An 18,933-nucleotide genomic window follows, 5' to 3' on the forward strand; every position below is an offset into this window, starting at 1 on the left:
TTACTAAGGTCAAATACATTAAAGGGCAAATTAATTAAAAACCGGTTTTATAAAAGACCTTACCAGCATGCGCGTGTACTTGGTGGAGCCTAAAAGCTGGGAAAGTCGCGCGAGACCCACTTAAAGTCGCGCGACTGCCATGTGAACTCGCGCGAGACCCAGGGAAACTCGCGCAATAACACCGCCTTATTACAATGTTGCGCGACATCAAGTATGTGTCGCGCGACTCTTCGCATGTGTCGCGCGACTTCCGGTCTGTGTGTCTCAACTTCTCTCAACATTTAACTCAATAGTCCCGTCAGCTTTCCAAAACAGCCAAAAACTCCTCATACGTTCCAGAACTAACCAATTTCTGAACAACCGGACCGTTCTCAATAATTTTTCCCAGCAAATCATACATTGACTGCAGATCTTCCGTACTGTTTTTCTTTACACAGAGAAAGCATATAAATTGAACTGGCTTATCGTGCCATGTAATCGGTTTTACCAATGTACATATTGCGAGAAATGTCGTATCTGATTTAGGTGTTATTGGATGGGGCACTGCTATCAGATTGCCAAAGGATGTAGGCGCTATTTCCTCTCTTTCTTTTACAGCATCCAGAAATCCAGCTTCAACGAGGCCTTTTTCATGCAGTTGATTATGCATAAATTCCAGAACTTCTTTTTTAGAAGCAAAGCTTTTCTTTAAAAATAGGAGATCCTTTTGAAAATAATCATATACACTCTGCCTTCCCGGAGCTACAAATTTCTTTATTTTTTCCAGGTCCTGCTCGCCCAGTATTGCATTTACCTCAACTACCGGAACAGGCAATTCTTCCGCTATTGGAATGGAGCTGACAATAAAATCAACATCATTTAAATCATATTTTTCAAGCTTGTAATATTCTGTTGTTCCGATAACGTCTATTTCCCTGGCAAACTGGGATTTCAATTTGTAATAAATCAGTTTGGCTGTTCCTAAACCTGATGCACATACAACCAGGCATCGCTTCGGACCGGATTTTAATTTCTGCCTTTCGATAGCTGCACCAATATGAAGTGCAAGGTATCCAATTTCATTTTCATTAATTTCGATTCCCAGATGCTCTTCTACTGCAATTCCGGCCAGGATTCCCGCTTCAAAAGCCAGCGGGTAATTTCGCTTAATATTTTTCAGCATCGGATTTCTTACATTCATTCCATATTTATAACGATTGATAGAGGGTTTTAAGTGTAGTCCAAGGCCGATAATCAATTCCTTATCCTGGCTTATTCCCAGTTTGAAGTCTGCTTCTATTTTATCGAGAATATTCATAACTAGCTGGTAAACACCTTCATCCAGAACTTGTTCAACTACTTCTTTGGAATCATTTGACTGGGATAGCATTTTTGTTCCGAGTAAGTGGATGGCGATATAAGCAATTTCAGGTTGTGGAAATTCCACATGAAATGTATCTTCAGCTTCCCTGACAATCTTCTGTGCTACCAGATATTCCTTCTGGTCAATAATATGCTGCATATCAGACTGATATAATGTCACATGATATCCGCTTATAATTCGTTTATAAGCAATTGCAATGTGTATCAGAAGATTATTTATCGCTATATCTGACATCGTGATATGGTTTTCTTCTATTTGCCTCAAAATTATAGTTTGAATCGTATCCAAATCTGATTGTGCTACGGTCGTGAGCCCGGCTTCACTTAAATAATCACCTGCTTCATCATTGCGTTCAAATAAATATTCTGACATGCAAAAACGGCATTTCAGCTCACTTCCCGTAATCCTTAATCCATAATTTGGGCGTGACTCCAGACGAATTTCATATTCAGCCAATATGTTTTTCACATGTTTTAAATCGTTTTGAATCGTTGATTTGCTGACATAAATCTCGTCTGCCAAATCATCAAGCTTTTCATATCCTTCACTTAACAATAGACGTTTGATTAAATAGTTTACCCGTTCTTCAGGGGATTTCGGGGTAAATGTATCATCAGAAGCTTCTTCTTTAAATATAGATTGTAAAAATTTGCGAAAACTTTTATCATCGTCAATGACTAATTGATAACCTTTACCCATAACGGAATCAACATTTGCTCCATTCTCACAAAGTAATCCATTTAAACTTTTCACATCTTCTCTTGTCGTCCGCGATGTTACTTGGTTTATGTTTGCCAGATATTTTCCTGTGAGCGGTCCTTCAGCAGTCATTAATTTACGTAAAATTGTTTTCAATCGGGAGTTCAACATAATGCCTTTTCTCCTTATCAGTGTCTTGTTCTGCCCTGAATATTAAAAGGTCCTGATTCATATCGTGAACCAGAACCCAGGATTTTTGTACCTTCATTATACTACTGATTTATAAATTGTGGAAAATAGTTGTTATGTGCTTTCGGCATAATTATCATCACAGGAAGCACGAAGGACTATTAAAATCCATTATTCCTGGAAACTTCTTTTATCCAATGAGCACTTTTTTTCAGGGTTCTTTCCTGTGTTTTGATGTCAACAGAAATGAAACCATAACGGTTCTTGTAAGCGTTCATCCATGACCAGTTATCCATAAATGACCATAAATGATACCCTCTTGCGTTACATCCTTCTTCAATCGCTTTATGCAGCCATTTTAAATGTTCACTAATAAATTCGATACGGTAATCATCCTGAATTTCACCGTCTTCCACAAAACGGCCTTCATTTTCGACTCCCATTCCATTTTCAGAGATAAATGACTCAATATTTCCATAGTTTTCTTTCAGGTTAATCATGATGTCATAGATCCCTTTTTCATAGATTTCCCATCCGCGATATTTGTTCATCTTTCTTCCAGGCATTTCATAGTTATCAAAATACCAATCTGGCATAAACGGACTATACGGATTCGGTAAATGATCCTTTGCTTTCACACGGCGTGGCTGGTAATAATTGACACCCAGGATGTCTGCAGTGTTCGCTTTTAATAAAGCAGCGTCACCTTTTTTCGTAACCGGTAATTGGCCATGCTCCCTTAAAATTTCAATTAATTCCGCTGGGTATTCCCCTAGTACTGCCGGATCCAGGAAGCTTCGGTTGAAAAACAAGTCCGTTATTCGTGAAGCTTTTAAATCAGCAGGGTTTTGGCTTCTTGGATATGATGGTGTCAGGTTTAAAATAATCCCGATTTTGCCATCTTTTATATCAAATTCGCGGAAAGCTTCAACCGCCTGAGCATGTGCAATCATCGTATGATATGCTACCTGGACTGCACGGCCTGCATCAACAACATTTGGATAATGGAAATCGTACAAATATCCGCCTTCTACCGGAACAATTGGTTCATTAAATGTAAACCATTTGCTCACCCTGTCACCAAACAAACGAAAAGCTTCTTTGACATAGTCCGTGTAAGCATCAACAACTTCCCTATTTTCCCAGCCGCCTTCATTTTGCATTTCCAATGGCATATCAAAGTGGAATAGATTTACGAATGGCTCAATATCATTCGCAATTAGTTCATCAATTACATTATTATAAAATGTCACCGCTTCAGGATTTACATCACCGCGTCCGCCTGGAATTAATCGGGACCAGGAAATAGACATGCGGAATGTATTGTGACCAATTTCCTTCATTAATTTAATATCTTCTTTATATAAATGATAGAAATCAGAAGTTGATTCAGGGCCAACATTGTCAAAAAAGCGATTGGCTTCTGTTTCATACCAGTGGTCCCAAATATTTTTACCCTTTCCACCTTCATTTGCTGCACCTTCGATTTGCGTTGCAGATGTTGCACTTCCCCACCAAAAATCTTTTGGAAATTTATAGTTTATTGACATAGATGCATTCCTCCTGTTTAAGTTAAGTGTTCAAAATGAGGATAAAATTTTATCCGATTTTTTGTACCTTCCCTCTATTTATTTCGATAGATTTCAATAATTTCAATAGCCAGATCCCTTACCGTCATGGAAGTCATTAAGTGATCCTGTGAGTGAACTAAAATAACGTTAACGCCTTGTCCCTCACCACTTGCCTCCTCTTGAAGCAGCTTTGTTTGGTGTCCATGTGCTTCACCTAATTCTGTACCTGCTTCTTCAATTAATCGGTCCGCTTCTGCAAAATTTCCTGCTTTTGCCTCTTGTATCGCTTCCATTGCACTGGATTTACCATTTCCGGCATGTAAAATAATCTGGAAAGCAATTTCTGTCATTTTATCCATATGTTAATCACCTCTGAAGTCTAATGAAAATGGCCCCGCAAGCGCTCATTGAGGCCGTTATTTTTCTATTCTTTACTTTCGCCTTTTTTCTCAGTTTCGTAATAGTTTTTATCCAGTATTTTCAGGAATGGCCACCAAATAATAACGACAACCAATAGGTTAAATGCTTGCAGAACTGCACCTTGCCATGCATTACCTGTTGCCAGGAATCCACTTAGAATAGGTGGTGTCGTCCAAGGAACAATAATCCCGGCTGGTGGTGGAACTAAACCTGTTGACATGGCAAAATACGTAATGATCGTTACAACAACTGGTGCAACCAGCCATGGAATGAGAATCAGAGGGTTCATAACAATTGGCAACCCAAAAATAATCGGTTCGTTAACATTAAATATACCCGCTGGAGCACCTAATTTTCCTAATTCCTTCAGCTGCCTGCTTCGTCCAATCATGAAGATCAGAATAATAATAGCAAATGTCATACCTGTACCACCCATACCGACAAGGAATGAATCTATAAATTGCTTTGTTACAATGTTAGGCAGTTCTAAACCCGCTTGAAATGCCTGTAAGTTTTCATCATTTAATGCATACCAGATCGGGTCAAATACAGAGTTTATAATGATTTGCCCATGCAAGCCAAAGAACCAGAATACTTGAATCAGCAATACTGCAATAATTGTTGCTGGCAAACCGCTTCCTAATGCGGTTAACGGCTCTTGAATAATTGTATAGATAAAGTTCTGAACGGTATCAAATGGTGTATAACTAAAGATGATACGAACAACTAAAAATACAGTTAGCGTCAATGTAATTGGAATCAATGCACTAAATGATTTTGCAACTGCCCCTGGAACACCAGCAGGCATCTTAATCGTCCAGTCTTTTTGTACAAAAAAACGATAAAGCTCTGCTGCAATAAATGCAGTGAAAATTCCAAGGAACATCCCTTCTGCACCAAGAATTGCTGTTGGAATCACACCAGATACTCCTTCAAGGACCTGTGGTGTTAATATAAGAAAAGCTGAAAGTGCCACAACCCCACCATAAATCGCTTCTCCCCCATAATGTTCGGTTAATTTATAACCAATACCAATAATTACAAACAATCCCATAATACTCAATGTCGCAGCAGACGCAGGTCCTAATGCATTTTGATATGCAGTAAATGCCTCTTCACTAATCATTTTGTCCAAGAACGGGAAGTTTGCAATAACTACAAAGATTGAACCGAAGATAATTAATGGCAATGCTACCATAAAACCATCGCGTAATGCAGATAAATAGCGATTGTTATTTAACTTGTCTGCAACGGGTAATAACATGTTTTCCAGAAATTCCATGAATTTATTATTCATAATTTCTTTTCCTCCACTTTTTTATTATTCACCAATTAACTCGAGGGCTTTATTTAAAACAGCCTCTCCATCAACTCGTCCGTATGCTACTGGATCAATGACATCCAATGGAATACCAACTTCATCAGACACTTTGGCAAACTTCTTCTTCATAAATCTCATTTGCGGTCCAATTAATAGAACATCCGCCTTTTCCATATCGGAAGGAGCTTTATCCTGAGCCACAGCCCAAATCTCAACTTCAACACCTTTTTCTTTCGCTGTTTCCTCCATCTTTTTCACCAACAAGCTTGTTGACATACCTGATGAACATGCTAATAATATACGTTTCATTTACAATTCCTCCTTGATTGTTGTAGTACTTAAGTTGTAATTATAGTTTAGAATAAAAACGCTTTCATCTACACACATTCTTTTTCCGTCTGGTGGCGGAAATGATTAAGCGTTTACAATGGTTTTACTTGGGGGTGGGAATCCGCGATTTTTGAAGTCAAAAGTCGCGCAACAAAGCCCGGGAGTCGCGCGAACCATGTGAAATGTCGCGCGATATTCCAATAAAGCTATGATATGGCGCGACTTTTTGGGGCTCTCGCGCGTCATTAAGCGGGTGTCGCGCGACTTTTTGGGGCTGTCGCACGACTTTGAGCAGACGTCACGCGAACCACCACGGAGGAGTTTTATCTTATGTTTACATTTATTAATTTTAAGCTGGAAGATAAAAAAGCTCCCTACATCAGTCATGTAAAGAACTTTTTCTTATTATCATTATTTGTTTAACAATGCTTCCACAGCGATTTGCGTTTTCAGACCTTCCAATCCATCAACAATCGGCTGTTCATCATTTTGAATACATTCCATAAAGTGCTTTATCGCATTTTCAAACCCACGCTGTTTTCCTGGCGTTTCCCATGATGGTGGAGTTTTCGTCGTAATTGTATCATTCTGTTCTATTTTCATCATGTGCATATTTTCAACACTTATAACTATACCATCCGAAAAGAGCTGCAAATGCTCAAGATCCGCTCCGGCATTACGATGCATCGCTGTAGTATACGTCGCTTTTTGAGATGTTTCAAACGTATGTTGCGCATGAATAAGCTGGTTTTCATTATTTAGATGCATATTTTCATACATCATTTTCAAATTATCATCTGCCAGCCATCGAACGGTGTCAACCACATGAATATAATCATCCAATATTGTAAATTTATAGGAATGAGGACCAATTCCATTCATCCTGTGCTTCTCAAATCGCACCCAATCCAACTGCCCGGCCATTTTTTTTGCTTCCATATACATTGGAGCGAACCGCCGATTAAATCCCACCATTAGCTTTCTTCTATGTTTTTCACTTAATTCAACGAGTCTTTCCGCTTCCAAAATTGTTGATGCCAGTGGCTTATCCACATAAACGTCTATCCCTTTCATTAGAAGTTCTGACACCACCTCAAAGTGGGAGGCCGTCGTACTGTGTACAAACATCGCATCACAATTTTCCGCTAATTGACTCAAACTGGAAAACTCCTGTATTCGGTACAGCTTACAAATACGTTTCCTTCTATCCGCACTTGGGGAAAATGCACCAACAAACTCCCAATCTATTTCTTTGGTGAGCGTTGGTAAGTATGCCTTCTGAGCAATACCACCTAACCCAACCATTCCAACACGCAGCTTTCTCATTATCAAATCACCTCTTGTTTTATTGTAGCTTTCTGGGTAAAGAATGCAAAATGATTAACAAACTCAGGGTTGGTGAAACATTTCAGGCGGAATATGGAATGAGGTTTAAATAATAAGGTGTAATACCCCAGATTACTTCAATATTTCATTCGTAAGTGCTGCAGCCATTTTTGAAAAACCTTCATCATTTGGGTGTACCCCGTCACTATTATAATACGTTGACTGATGGGCTATAAGATCCAGACCATTAATAATCGATATTCTTTGATAGCTGCTGCAAACTTCCTCAATAACTTCTCCAACATCTGAAAAAGAACCAGTTAATTTCCTTTCCTTCCAATCCGATCTCCATACAGGAGTAATCACAAAAATATCCGCAGCAGGGAAGCAGCAGGATAACTTTTGAAAGAAATCAGAACAATTATCACGAAATTGTGTTATACTGTCGCATCTTCCCCAATCATTGGTACCATATGCAACTGTAATGATATCAGGTTTATAAGGTAAGTGTTCATCAAGACATTTTGCATCAAACACATGACCTCCAACCCCTTGATTTAATAGATTCATCTTAAGAGTTCGTGCTAGAATGGCAGGATAAATGGCAGATGGGTGCAATGCATCCATCCCTTGGGTTATTGAATCTCCCAGGCAAAGCAGACTTCTTTCTAAGTTCTCTACTGGATTAAATACAGCATGATCTGAAATTTCAAATTGGTGAATCACCAATTCAAGGTTATGCGGGAAATAAATGACAACCTTATTTAGTTGAGCGGCTGCAGGCGGCAGTTCAAGATAAAATTCATTATACCCATCTTTAATCGGGTTAAATTCTGCACTTTTATAGAAAGCATCATTAATATAAACATCAAAATGCAGCCAATTACGAACAAAGTTTTTCATTGTAAAACGAAACTTGATAAATGCAGTGGAAGTGCTGAACTCCAGAGAAATTCCTGCTAAACAGCGTATCCTCGGCCAGTATCTTTCCTCTTTGGAAAACTCATAAAGCTGTTTCCTTGTAAAGCGAACCGGTATAAATCCATCCTGAACCTCAACTACATGTAAACAGCCTTTAAAAAAGTTGTGATTTATCAGGCAGTGATTGATTTCCATTCTTTTTCCCCCATATTAAAAAAATTTCATTTAAAAATAAAAAAATTCAGTTAAAAGGTTTTGATTCTTTAAACATTTGTATTATGATTATTCTAAGTCTCCATATTTTCAAAATTAAACTAATTTAATTCAAACTGCTGGAATTTCATAAAAGAATTTAGCGAACTTTTAAATAAAGGAAGATTCTATGTAACATTCGTAAGCTCTTTCCTTTCAAACCAAATGTTTCAGATTATCAAATTTATATTAGAGGTGTACTAAAATTGACTCTGCATGCTGAACTAGTTCTTGATACAAAAAACATATTAGGAGAAGGACCTTGGTGGGATTCAGATAAGCAGAAGCTGCATTGGATCGATATCGAGGATAAACGAATCTATAGTTATAAACCACAGTCGAAGGAATATGATTACATCACCGTCAACCAGCTAATTGGATCAGCAGCACCTACAAATTCCAGCAGAAAGCTCCTATGCGCCATGCAAAATGGCTTTTATATGCTAGATTTGCAGACAGGCAGAACAGAGCATATTTATGATCCGGAGCCGGGTATCCATGATAATCGCTTTAATGACGGAAAATGCGATCCAGCTGGCCGTTTTTGGGCCGGCACCATGAATATGGAAGGAAAATCGCAAAGAGCTGCGTTATATTGTCTCGATTCCAAAACCGGATGCCGGAAGGTGCTCTCTCAGGTCAGTATTTCAAATGGACTTTGCTGGAGTCCCGATCACCGAACAATGTATTATATCGATACACCTACACGGGAAATTGTTTCGTTCCCTTATGATTTAAAGAATGGCACCCTTGGAGAAAAAAAGGCTGCAGTGAGTTTCCCTGCAGGTCAAGGAGTACCAGATGGGATGACCATTGATGTGGAAGGAATGATATGGGTTGCCTCATGGGGCGGCGGACACGTTTCCAGATGGGACCCCTCAACCGGTAAATGTCTTGAAACAATTCGTGTTCCTGCTTCACAGGTCACTTCTTGTACCTTCGGTGGTGAGAATATGGACGAACTTTATATAACTTCTGCGAGAGTGGGACTTGATGAAAAAGCGCTTAATAATGAACCATCAGCAGGGGGAATATTTCGTATAAAAACCAAAACCAAAGGGCTTCCTGCTTATAAATATGATGGAGCATAATAAGGGAAAATAGGGCAGTTGCAAGACTTCCTTATTAGCTCCATCATTTGAAGCTCCTGCTGGTATTAATTTCATCTCCCTGCCATTAGGATGTTAAATCTAGTTTTCGAATCTCCGATAATAAGGATGTATTACATAAAACGAATCACTGTTTTTCATTCTGATTTTCAACGTAATTCCTTCCAATTCGATGAGCCCCATAGATTAGCGCATTCTCTATTTGCTCATTTGAAGCCTCAATAATATCCATTTCTTGATATTCCTCTTTCAATAATTGGACAAATGCAGCTCTTAATGGACTTGCTCCGCCAACAACAAACCAATCCAAATTTTCCTCGTTACCAATAAATGAGTGGAGTGCCTGCATATCACTTTGAAGAACTGCACCAACAAAATAGTTAGCCCGTTCATTGTCATCTAATTCAGAAAACAGCTGCAATAGCCGAATATGATAAAAACTCCTGGTTAAACCGACTTTCTTTGCGGCTTTATACCCTTCAATCAGCTGATGCCTGTTTAAGCTTTCTATTAATGTTGTATTTAGGGAATCAGACAAAATGGTGCTGGAGCTAATAGAATGCAGGACTTCACCGCCCAGTGTAGAAAATGATGAAAGAAATGTCTGATCTTCATCAATTAATAAATATTTCGTATGCGAGCCCGGCAATATCATCAGCCCTTTACCTGCAGGCTTTAGCTGTTCCAGCAAACCAATCGTTTCCACTTCTTCTCCCCTTAGTATATCCATTTGGTCGATTACTGAGCCTTCATCAGAAACGTCATGCCTATTTTTCATACCAGGAACAAATAAACATGGAATATGGTAAAAATCCTCTGAAATTACTGTTTTCGAATGATGAACAAAGTCTTCTAAATCCGCTGGTGCAGTCACATGATCCACTTCATAAAGACCGAGATTCGACGTTATCATTCCAGAAGCAATTATGTAGTTAATTTGAGCTGTCTCCAATTTATTTTTCCGGACTAGCTCCCTGATCCCTTGAGTGATTTCACTTTTCAGGCTGTGATTATTACCATCGATTGCTGTATTTCGTATACCCACTTCTATTTTTATGATATCTATTAATTGAGTGGACTCTTCATGGACCAATCTTATTCTGGAGTTAGTGGTCCCAGAGTCTATTAAAATAATATACACTTTTTTTCACCACACTTCTTATGAAGATAAAAAATTAATTTTCTCTCTGATTTCTATAAATTTTCTAGCTTTATTTTCAATCTCTTCAAAGTTCTCTTCAGCAACAAGCTTGCTGTTTACCAATTCACTTCCTATTCCGAGAGAATGCCAGCTAGATTCTAAATAATTTTGCGCATTGTTCAGGGTAATTCCACCTACAGCCATTAATTTGATAAATGGCAATGGACCAGCAAGATCTTTAGCATATTCAGTACCTAAAGTTCTTGCCGGAAACACTTTAACCATTTCTGAACCATATTCATAAGCAGTCAAAGCTTCCGTTGGTGTCATCACACCAGGAATAACAGGGACACCCTCTCTACTTCCTGCCTGGATCGTGGATTGGGATAAGGCTGGTGCCAATAGAAACTTTGCACCTGCCTGAATTGATTCTTCTGCTGCTTCTGCGTTCAAAACCGTCCCCGCTCCAACCAGCATGTCTGGAAATAATTCATTGATTTTTCGTATTGCATCGAGTGCACCAGGGGTGTTCATTGTTATTTCAACGACACGAATCCCTCCGTTATATAAGCTCGATACAATCTGCTCGATCGTGCTGCTATTTTCTATCCGGATTATGGAGATTAGCTGTTCCTTTAAGATTATTTCCATTGGAGTCATCCGTTTCAACCACCTTATAATTATCTTTACAAGTATAATTTCATTTAAACAATTATTAGTTGCACTTATGCAGTAAGAAAGCAGTTATACTTTCTTAACTGCTAAATAAATGAGAACACTAGGAATCTATTATATCTACTTATACGTTGGCAGCCAGTCACCATGTGCTTCAATAAGGTCATCACACAATGACACAATATCATCAATGGACAGCTCTGCTGACGTATGCGGGTCCAGCATTGCTGCCTGATAAATATGTTCCTTTTTCTGTGTCATAGCAGCTTCAATTGTCAGCAGCTGTGTATTGATATTTGTTCTGTTTAATGCAGCTAACTGTTCCGGCAGTTCAACAGTTGTTGGGGCTACTCCGCTTGCATCTACCATACATGGAACTTCTACACACGCTTTATCTGGAAGATTACTGATCAATCCCCCTGTATTCAACACATTCCCGCCAATCTTTATTGGAACGTCCGTTTCCATTGCCTCCATAATATAGGATCCATACTCATAAGTCCTTTTATGTGTCAAATCTTTATCATTGATCAGATTTTCACGCATTTCCTTCCACTCTTCAATCTGGTTTACACAGCGCCGTGGATATTCATCTAAAGGGATATTGAAACGATCAATTAATTCTGGATAGCTGCTCTTGATAAAGTATGGATGATATTCCGCATTATGTTCGGATGATTCTGTCACATAATAGCCAAACCGCTGCATAAGTTCATATCGGATCATATCATCGTGTGTTGTCTTCTGTCTTTCCAATGCTCTCTTTTTAATTTCCGGATATAAATCCTTGCCATTTCGGCTTATTTCCAACAGCCAGGCCATATGGTTAATTCCTGCAATTTTCCATTGTACATTATCAGCAGGCATATCCAAGTCCTTCAGCAAATGATCTGCACAGACTTGTACACTGTGACATAATCCCACTGTTTTTATGCCGCCATATCGCTGCATCGTTCCTGTAAGGACAGCCATCGGATTTGTATAATTTAAAAACCAGGCATCCGGGCATACCTCTTGCATATCCTTTGCAAAATCCATCATTACCGGGATCGTCCTTAAACTTCTGAATATCCCGCCAACCCCCACTGTATCAGCAATTGTTTGCCGGAGGCCGTATTTCTTCGGAACCTCAAAGTCAATAATTGTACTTGGATCATAGCCTCCAACCTGGATAGCATTTATTACATACTTTGCACCTCGTAAAGCCTCTTTGCGGTCAGTATATACTACAATATTTACAGATGAATTCAAGTTCTTTTTTAAGTTTTTCAACATAGTTTCTGAATCTTTCAATCGTTCATAGTCAATATCAAACAAAGCAAATTCGAAATCCTGTAAAGCTGGTACTGTCATGCTGTCACCAAGCACATTTTTCGCAAAAATCGTACTTCCTGCACCCAGAAATGTAATTTTAGACATATAATTCCTCCTATTTTAAGTTTGTTCATTCATGCTAGTGCAATTCTAGGCATCGGCATTGCTTCTTTTCCTAATTCAGCCCAAATAAATTTTAATAGCAGCTCACTCTTTAATTCCTTAAAGGAAGGATTTTCCCATAGATTGTTTATTTCATTGGGATCATCTTTTAGATCAAACAGTTCCCCATGTTTTTGATTATAATAAACTGTAATTTTATATCTCTCATCAACGAATGTTTTTAAATGTACTGTAGTAGGTTCGTGACGATTTTCGCATATTGCGTGATTTCTGAGCCTTTCCCTTTCACCCAGCCAAACGGAACTCTGATCGATTCCAGTCATCGTCTTTGGTACTGGCAGATTGGCTAAATTTAAGAACGTAGGTGCTAAGTCTACTAATGACTGTATCGATGATGAACGTCTATTATTGGGTACTTTATCAGGGTAACGGACAATCATTGGCACTTTTATTAAATCCTCATAATGAAATGCGCCCTTCGCCATTAATCCATGATGCCCGTAAAAATGTCCATGATCTGACGTAAATACAATAATGGTATTATCGGCTAATCCCAGTGTGTCTAATTGATCAAGAATCTTCCCAACATATTTATCCAAAAGACTGATCATCCCGTAATATACAGCGATATCTTTTTTAATTTCCTTCCTATTATGCAAGTGAGAATGAAACCCGTGCAGTAAATATCCTGATTCATTATATTCTGAGAAATCCGGATTTTCTTCCTGCGTTTTCTTAAAATGAAGCGGATTATTCTCATGTTCCTCTTCTGCGAGCTCGGGTACAGTTATTGCATCAGGATCATACATGGTGTCCCATGGTTCCGGAACGATATAAGGAGGATGCGGATCAAAAAAGCTTGCCCACATAAAAAAGTTTTCATCTTTTTCATGATGTTCCTTAATCATTGCATTCGTTCGTTCCGCTATCCAGGCACTATAGTGGTACTCTTCAGGAATCGCCCATTTATGTTTCGACTCCTTGTCCATCTTTCCTGTAGGAGCCTGAAAGTAATCTCTCCATTCGGTACATCCTTTTTCTTCCAGCCACAAAGCATAATGTTGTCCAACATGGGCTTCATTCCCATGATTACGGGTTAATTCCACATTTTCAAACCCATAAAACCGGCTGTTAAAGTTTCTCCAGTAATCCAAGTCCTGTAATAATGGATAGGACTCCAGGGATGTATATTCCTTCGTCGATGCCAGTGGCTGAAAGTGTGCTTTCCCAATCAATGACGTTTTATATCCCGCATTGATAAAGTCCTCACCAACGGTATGAACATTTTCGTTCAATTTAGTCCCAAGCGTCCAGGCACCGTGCTGGCTGGGATATTGCCCGGTTATAATCGATGAACGTGACGGAGTACAAGTCGGGTTTGGGCAGTAGGCTCTGGTAAATGTTGTACCTTCGTTCACCAGTCTATCAAGATTAGGAGTAGAAACTTCTTCATTAAAAGCACCAATTGTATTCCAATGCTGCTGATCGGTTGTGATTAATAAAATATTAGGTTTCTTACGTTCACTCATACTACCTCTCCTTAAAGTTCTGATCATCTTTACTGCTAAGCAGCATAACCGGCAGTAATTACTTCATCCCGGAAGTAACTAAACCTTTTATGAAATACCGTTGGAAGAAAAGAAATACCAGCATAATTGGAATAATAGACATAGTGGTTAATGCCATTAATTGTGTCCAATCTACATAGTGTTCACCTTTTAGCATTGCAAGTCCTAATTGCACGGTATACATTCTTTCATCGGACACAACGATCAGCGGCCAGATTAATTCATTCCAGCGCCACATAAAATTGAATATGATTAACACGCCAATTAAAGGTTTAATATTAGGCAAAATTAATTTATAAAAGATTTTAAATTCGCCAGCACCGTCTATCCGTGCAGCTTCAATTAAGGAATTTGGGATACTTAATATATATTGTCTGGCTAAAAATAACCCAAAAGCTTCCGCTGTTCTTGGAATGACCAGCCCGGCATAAGTATTTAGCCAGTCCAATTGCTTGAGAATATAAAAGTTTGGAATCATCGTGATCTGTACTGGTATCATCAGCGTACATAAGACGATTATGAATAGGACATCCCGCCCTTTAAAATTGTATTTTGCAAATGCGAAACCGGCCAAACAATTTAGGAATACAGCTAAGATAACTGCAGATACACTTACGATTAATGAGTTTCCAAGGTATCCCAAAAAAGGTGCCGCATTCAGCGCATCCAAAAAGTTGCTCCATACTAATTCATCTGGGATAAAGCTCGTTGTTGATGCCACTAATTCTGACGGCGATTTTAAGGCCGTTGACAGCATCCAGATAAACGGTATTAAAAATATGAAGGATACAATACTTAAAATGATGAATATAATTGATTTTTTGATTAAACCTGATTTGCCATAAGAAATAGACTTCCTAGTTTTTCCATTTTCTTTATACTGTAATGCTTCACTTTTCTCCATCATTTTTCCCTCCCCATTCGCAACTGTATCAATGTCAGCAGCAGAATTATGAAAAAGAATGCGGTAGCGAGTGTCGAAGCATATCCCATTTCTCCTTCTGTAAATGCCTTCTGATAGATATATTGAACAATAACTGTAGTGGAGAATCCTGGTCCGCCGTTTGTCATAACATAGATGAGGTCAAATACCATGAAACCATGAATCACTTCCATAATAGCAACAAATGTAGTTGTTGGTTTTACCATAGGGATAGTGATTTTCCAAAATTTCTGCCAAGTATTCGCACCGTCTATTTCAGCCGCTTCATAAAGTTCTCCAGGCACAGCCTGTAAACCTGCTAAATAAATGACAAGGCTGTAGCCAATCCTTAACCATAATGTAGTCAGTATTAAAGCTGGCATAGCTAACTCTGGTGTTGACAGCCAATTTACACTTTCTACGTTAAAATAAGAATAAATGATATTGGCCAATCCATAATTCGGGTTAAATATCCACGTCCATATTAAACCAGCCGCTACCATTGATACCACAACAGGAGCAAAGAAAACTGCTCTGAAAAAAGGACGGAAAGGAATCTTCTTCTGATTTAGCAGTACTGCACCCAGCAGACCCAGAAACACACTGAACGGAACTGTACCAGCAGTATAGTAGAATGTATTCACAAGGGAACGCCAGAAAACGGGATCCGAGAACATCCTTTCATAGTTATTGAGGCCGGTGAATTCCGGCGTCCCCAATATACTCCACTCTGTCATCCCAATGTAGAATGTGAACAAAATTGGAATAATCATAAAAACCATAAAGACGATTATATTTGGAGCTATGAAAATGTAGGGTGCTATTTTATGAGAGTTCTTTTGGGTAAAGTTTTTAAAAGACATATAATTCTACTTCTCCTATCTTTCAAAGAATTTTTATTTTTAATCAGGAAAAAGATAGATTTAAGTTTTACAAACCTATGTAATTTTTCATTTGAATCTTGAACCAATTTGTACAGCCCCGTTAATCGTAATTTTTTGCCAGAATATTAACAGGGCTATACAAACTTTACATAAGAACCTTGTAATCTTATATTTAAAAATTAAATTTACAATCAGTCTCTTGCTGCATAGGAAATTATAAAATTTTTGACCTGTGGATAAATAAACAACCGAATCAGCCACGTCCGGCTCCAGCGCCCAGCGACTAGCGGACTTCCTTCACCTCCGTACGATAAGTCAACATCGGCTCCGGTGTTTAAGGAGGGCCGACTAAAACCGGCTAAAGCCAACGTCGGCATACCCCTATTCAGGGGCATGTTTCCTTTATCTCCTGCGGCTCAGTCCAGTCCGTACGTCGCTAAACGGGCGCTTGCGCCTTTGTTCTTAAATTACTGTACAATATCATTTAGTTTCTTTTCTACATCTGCCACTGCTTCTTCCGGTGTAAACTCAGAAATCAGCAGCAGTTCCAAAGAGTCCGCGAAGGCCTGATTGATTTTTGGATATCTTGGATCAAGTACAGTTTTTGCCATCTGTTCATGCCCTGTTTTAGATTGTTCGATAAAGACATCCATAACAGCTGGATCTTCAACATTGTAATCCGGAGATACGTCTGCACGTGGTGGAAGTCCCATTCCTGCTACAGACCATGCTGCCAGATTTTCCTGTTCAGCCATAAATGCTACAAACTTTTTAGCTGCTTCTGTATGTTTGGAATTCTTCGGAATAGCCAATGCGTTTCCGCCAATATTTGAAGCAGATGATTTTTCTTTAGGTGTAAAAGTAACGCCCCATTCGCTGCTGTCCATTTCTTCTTTAAACTTATTTATCAAGTAAGATCCGCCGATATACATTGCAGCTTTACCAGATGCAAATAATGTTGGTGCATCCTCACTCGTTTTCATTTTGTTTCCTTCAGACATATAGTTTTGATACATTTCCTGCAAGAAGGTGAATGCTTCAATACCTTCCTCTGAATTAATAGCTGCACTGCTCAAATCTTCATTTAGCAAGTACGCATTATTCTGGTTAAGGAAAGGCAGAGCCCGGGAAGCATTATCCGCATCCCACTCAATCGATATTCCATACGGTGCTAGTCCTTCATCCTGGATTCTTTGTGCAACATCAAGAAATTCATCCCAGTTCCATGATTCTTCAACTGTTTTAGGTGCTTCAATCCCAAGTTCTTCAAAATATGTCTTATTGTAATAAACAGCCAGCGCGCCATAATCATGCGGCATTGCATAATACTCATCTTCGTGAGTTACAGCCAATAATGTGCTGGGAATATAATTTTCTTTATGTTCGTTTACAACATCTGTTACGTTCAGAAGAGCATCGTCAGTTACAAACTCACTGACATTTTGATACTGAACCCGGAAAACATCCGGTGCATCATCCGAAGTTATTCTAGTTTTGATTTTTGTATAATAGTTTCCGCCTTTTTCAGGAGGAGGAACAATATTTGCATTTACTTTAATGCCAGGATTGGCCTTTTCAAACTCGTCAATTGATCTTTGAACTTCATTCTGAACCGGTTCAGAGTTGCCCCAAAGTACAAACTCAATTTCTTCAGTTCCATCACTGTCTTCTCCATCACTTGCTGCCCCGTCGCTTTCATCTGTTGTTCCTGCACAGGCACTCAGAAATAAAATCAGGCAACCGACAATAAATATAAACTTGCCATGATAATTCTTTGTCATAACATTTCTCCCCTTTTTAATATTCAGTATTTTCTCCTTATAAACCTTACTGTTCACTCCCCTCCTTTCATATCTTATATAAACCAATCCAGGCTTTTGGTTGAATCATTAACTATAGAAAATAATCCTGAATTGGTTTTAAATATTCATTCATCTGTTTATGCTGTTCAGCATCTAAGGAGTATTTAGGTGATCTGCAATAAGGCGTTTTAATGATGCCACGTCTGTATAATATTTCTTTTTCGGCCTGAATAATCAGTTCAACATTTTGCATCAGAAGATTTAATAAAGGAAGCATTTTTCTATGAAGCTCAAATGCTTTTTCTTTATTTCCATTCTGATATTCTTTATAAATTTCAACATATGGTTCGGTAAACGAGCAGCCGGGCTGGACTCCAACAGCCCCCCGGTTTAATGCATCAATCATTTGTACCCCAGCATACCCGACAAGACATGATATGTTTTCTGCATCACTGGCAATAGAGGATATCGTTGGACCTGGCGGAGTGCTTTCCACCTTAACATATTGTATATTTGGTGCTTCCTCATTTAATTTCACAAAAAATCCGGAATCAAAAGCAATTCCACTTTGATTCGGTGCATATTGTACAATCACAGGGATATCAACCGCATTTGCCAGTTTTAAAATATGGTTTCTAATCTCCGCTTTTAATGGATTAAGGAAAAAAGGCGGAAAAATCATAATCCCATCAGCACCCAGCCTTTCAGCTTGGACTGCTCTTTTAACCGCAGCCTCCCAGCTTTGGTCTGTGATTGATACAATCACCGGCAGCCTTTTTTGCACAGTTTGTATCGTAAGCTCCGTCATTTTGTCACGTTCAGAGTCTGTCAGCTTATGAAACTCACTGGCAATTCCAAACATAGTAATTCCATGAACACCACTTCCAGCTAAATATTCTGTCAGATTTTCTAAACTTTCATAATCTAATTCACCATCATTCGAAAAAGGTGTTGCTAGTATTGGAAGAATACCTTCGAATTTCCCCATAAAAACCTCCATTCT

Annotated in this window: 17 protein-coding genes; 1 reads left to right on the forward strand and 16 read right to left on the reverse strand. The window is 38.7% G+C overall.

Going from position 1 to position 18,933, the window contains the following annotated elements; all coding sequences use genetic code 11:
- Positions 1-298 precede the first annotated feature (298 nt).
- The 7 genes from CIL03_RS11435 to CIL03_RS11465 form a co-directional block, all read right to left on the reverse strand.
- A complete protein-coding gene (locus tag CIL03_RS11435) occupies positions 299-2,233 on the reverse strand; it encodes a BglG family transcription antiterminator (protein WP_094885997.1) in 1,935 nt (644 codons plus the stop codon).
- Positions 2,234-2,412: 179 nt separating this feature from the next.
- Complete coding sequence (locus CIL03_RS11440) at positions 2,413-3,801, reverse strand: glycoside hydrolase family 1 protein (protein ID WP_094885998.1); 1,389 nt, start codon at positions 3,799-3,801, stop codon at positions 2,413-2,415.
- A gap of 74 nt (positions 3,802-3,875) precedes the next feature.
- The gene (locus CIL03_RS11445; protein ID WP_094885999.1) at positions 3,876-4,181 is read right to left on the reverse strand and encodes a PTS sugar transporter subunit IIA; all 306 of its coding nucleotides are present in this window, start codon (positions 4,179-4,181) and stop codon (positions 3,876-3,878) included.
- A gap of 65 nt (positions 4,182-4,246) precedes the next feature.
- Positions 4,247-5,539 carry a PTS cellobiose transporter subunit IIC gene (gene celB / locus CIL03_RS11450; RefSeq protein ID WP_094886000.1) on the reverse strand — a complete coding sequence of 431 codons (1,293 nt, stop codon included), beginning with the start codon at positions 5,537-5,539 and terminating at the stop codon, positions 4,247-4,249.
- A 24-nt stretch (positions 5,540-5,563) separates the two neighbouring features.
- Positions 5,564-5,872 carry a PTS sugar transporter subunit IIB gene (locus tag CIL03_RS11455; RefSeq protein WP_094886001.1) on the reverse strand — a complete coding sequence of 103 codons (309 nt, stop codon included), beginning with the start codon at positions 5,870-5,872 and terminating at the stop codon, positions 5,564-5,566.
- 432 nt (positions 5,873-6,304) lie between these two features.
- The gene (locus tag CIL03_RS11460) at positions 6,305-7,219 is read right to left on the reverse strand and encodes a Gfo/Idh/MocA family protein (protein WP_094886002.1); all 915 of its coding nucleotides are present in this window, start codon (positions 7,217-7,219) and stop codon (positions 6,305-6,307) included.
- 132 nt (positions 7,220-7,351) lie between these two features.
- Positions 7,352-8,335 (reverse strand): SGNH/GDSL hydrolase family protein, encoded by a 984-nt coding sequence (locus CIL03_RS11465; RefSeq protein WP_094886003.1) that lies wholly within the window; start codon positions 8,333-8,335, stop codon positions 7,352-7,354.
- Between the two features lie 263 nt (positions 8,336-8,598).
- Between CIL03_RS11465 and CIL03_RS11470 the strand changes: the two genes are divergently transcribed.
- Positions 8,599-9,483, forward strand: a complete 885-nt coding sequence (locus CIL03_RS11470) for an SMP-30/gluconolactonase/LRE family protein (RefSeq protein WP_240508057.1) — start codon at positions 8,599-8,601, stop codon at positions 9,481-9,483.
- A 145-nt stretch (positions 9,484-9,628) separates the two neighbouring features.
- Here CIL03_RS11470 and CIL03_RS11475 read toward each other — a convergent pair whose 3' ends face one another.
- From CIL03_RS11475 to CIL03_RS11515, 9 genes are all read right to left on the reverse strand, one after another.
- Entirely contained in the window at positions 9,629-10,642 is a 1,014-nt protein-coding gene (locus CIL03_RS11475; protein WP_094886004.1) for a 2-dehydro-3-deoxygalactonokinase, read from the reverse strand.
- Positions 10,643-10,660: 18 nt separating this feature from the next.
- Positions 10,661-11,302, reverse strand: coding sequence for a bifunctional 4-hydroxy-2-oxoglutarate aldolase/2-dehydro-3-deoxy-phosphogluconate aldolase (locus CIL03_RS11480; RefSeq protein ID WP_094886005.1), 642 nt, complete (start codon positions 11,300-11,302; stop codon positions 10,661-10,663).
- Between the two features lie 135 nt (positions 11,303-11,437).
- Complete coding sequence (gene melA / locus CIL03_RS11485) at positions 11,438-12,736, reverse strand: alpha-glucosidase/alpha-galactosidase (RefSeq protein ID WP_094886006.1); 1,299 nt, start codon at positions 12,734-12,736, stop codon at positions 11,438-11,440.
- Between the two features lie 29 nt (positions 12,737-12,765).
- On the reverse strand, positions 12,766-14,283 hold the full coding sequence (locus CIL03_RS11490) for a sulfatase family protein (protein ID WP_094886007.1): 1,518 nt from the start codon (positions 14,281-14,283) through the stop codon (positions 12,766-12,768).
- Positions 14,284-14,341: 58 nt separating this feature from the next.
- Entirely contained in the window at positions 14,342-15,226 is an 885-nt protein-coding gene (locus tag CIL03_RS11495) for a carbohydrate ABC transporter permease (protein WP_094886008.1), read from the reverse strand.
- Complete coding sequence (locus CIL03_RS11500; protein ID WP_094886009.1) at positions 15,226-16,107, reverse strand: carbohydrate ABC transporter permease; 882 nt, start codon at positions 16,105-16,107, stop codon at positions 15,226-15,228. Before CIL03_RS11500 ends, CIL03_RS11495 begins: the two co-directional genes overlap by 1 nt.
- Positions 16,108-16,319: 212 nt before the next feature.
- Positions 16,320-16,523: a hypothetical protein gene (locus CIL03_RS11505; protein WP_094886010.1), complete on the reverse strand. Its 204-nt coding sequence runs from the start codon at positions 16,521-16,523 to the stop codon at positions 16,320-16,322.
- Between the two features lie 72 nt (positions 16,524-16,595).
- Positions 16,596-17,909, reverse strand: a complete 1,314-nt coding sequence (locus CIL03_RS11510) for an ABC transporter substrate-binding protein (RefSeq protein ID WP_133087831.1) — start codon at positions 17,907-17,909, stop codon at positions 16,596-16,598.
- Positions 17,910-18,021: 112 nt separating this feature from the next.
- Positions 18,022-18,918, reverse strand: coding sequence for a dihydrodipicolinate synthase family protein (locus CIL03_RS11515; protein WP_165767944.1), 897 nt, complete (start codon positions 18,916-18,918; stop codon positions 18,022-18,024).
- Between the last annotated feature and the right edge of the window lie 15 nt (positions 18,919-18,933).

The organism is Virgibacillus indicus, assembly GCF_002266285.1.
Lineage (GTDB): Bacteria > Bacillota > Bacilli > Bacillales > Amphibacillaceae > Virgibacillus_K > Virgibacillus_K indicus.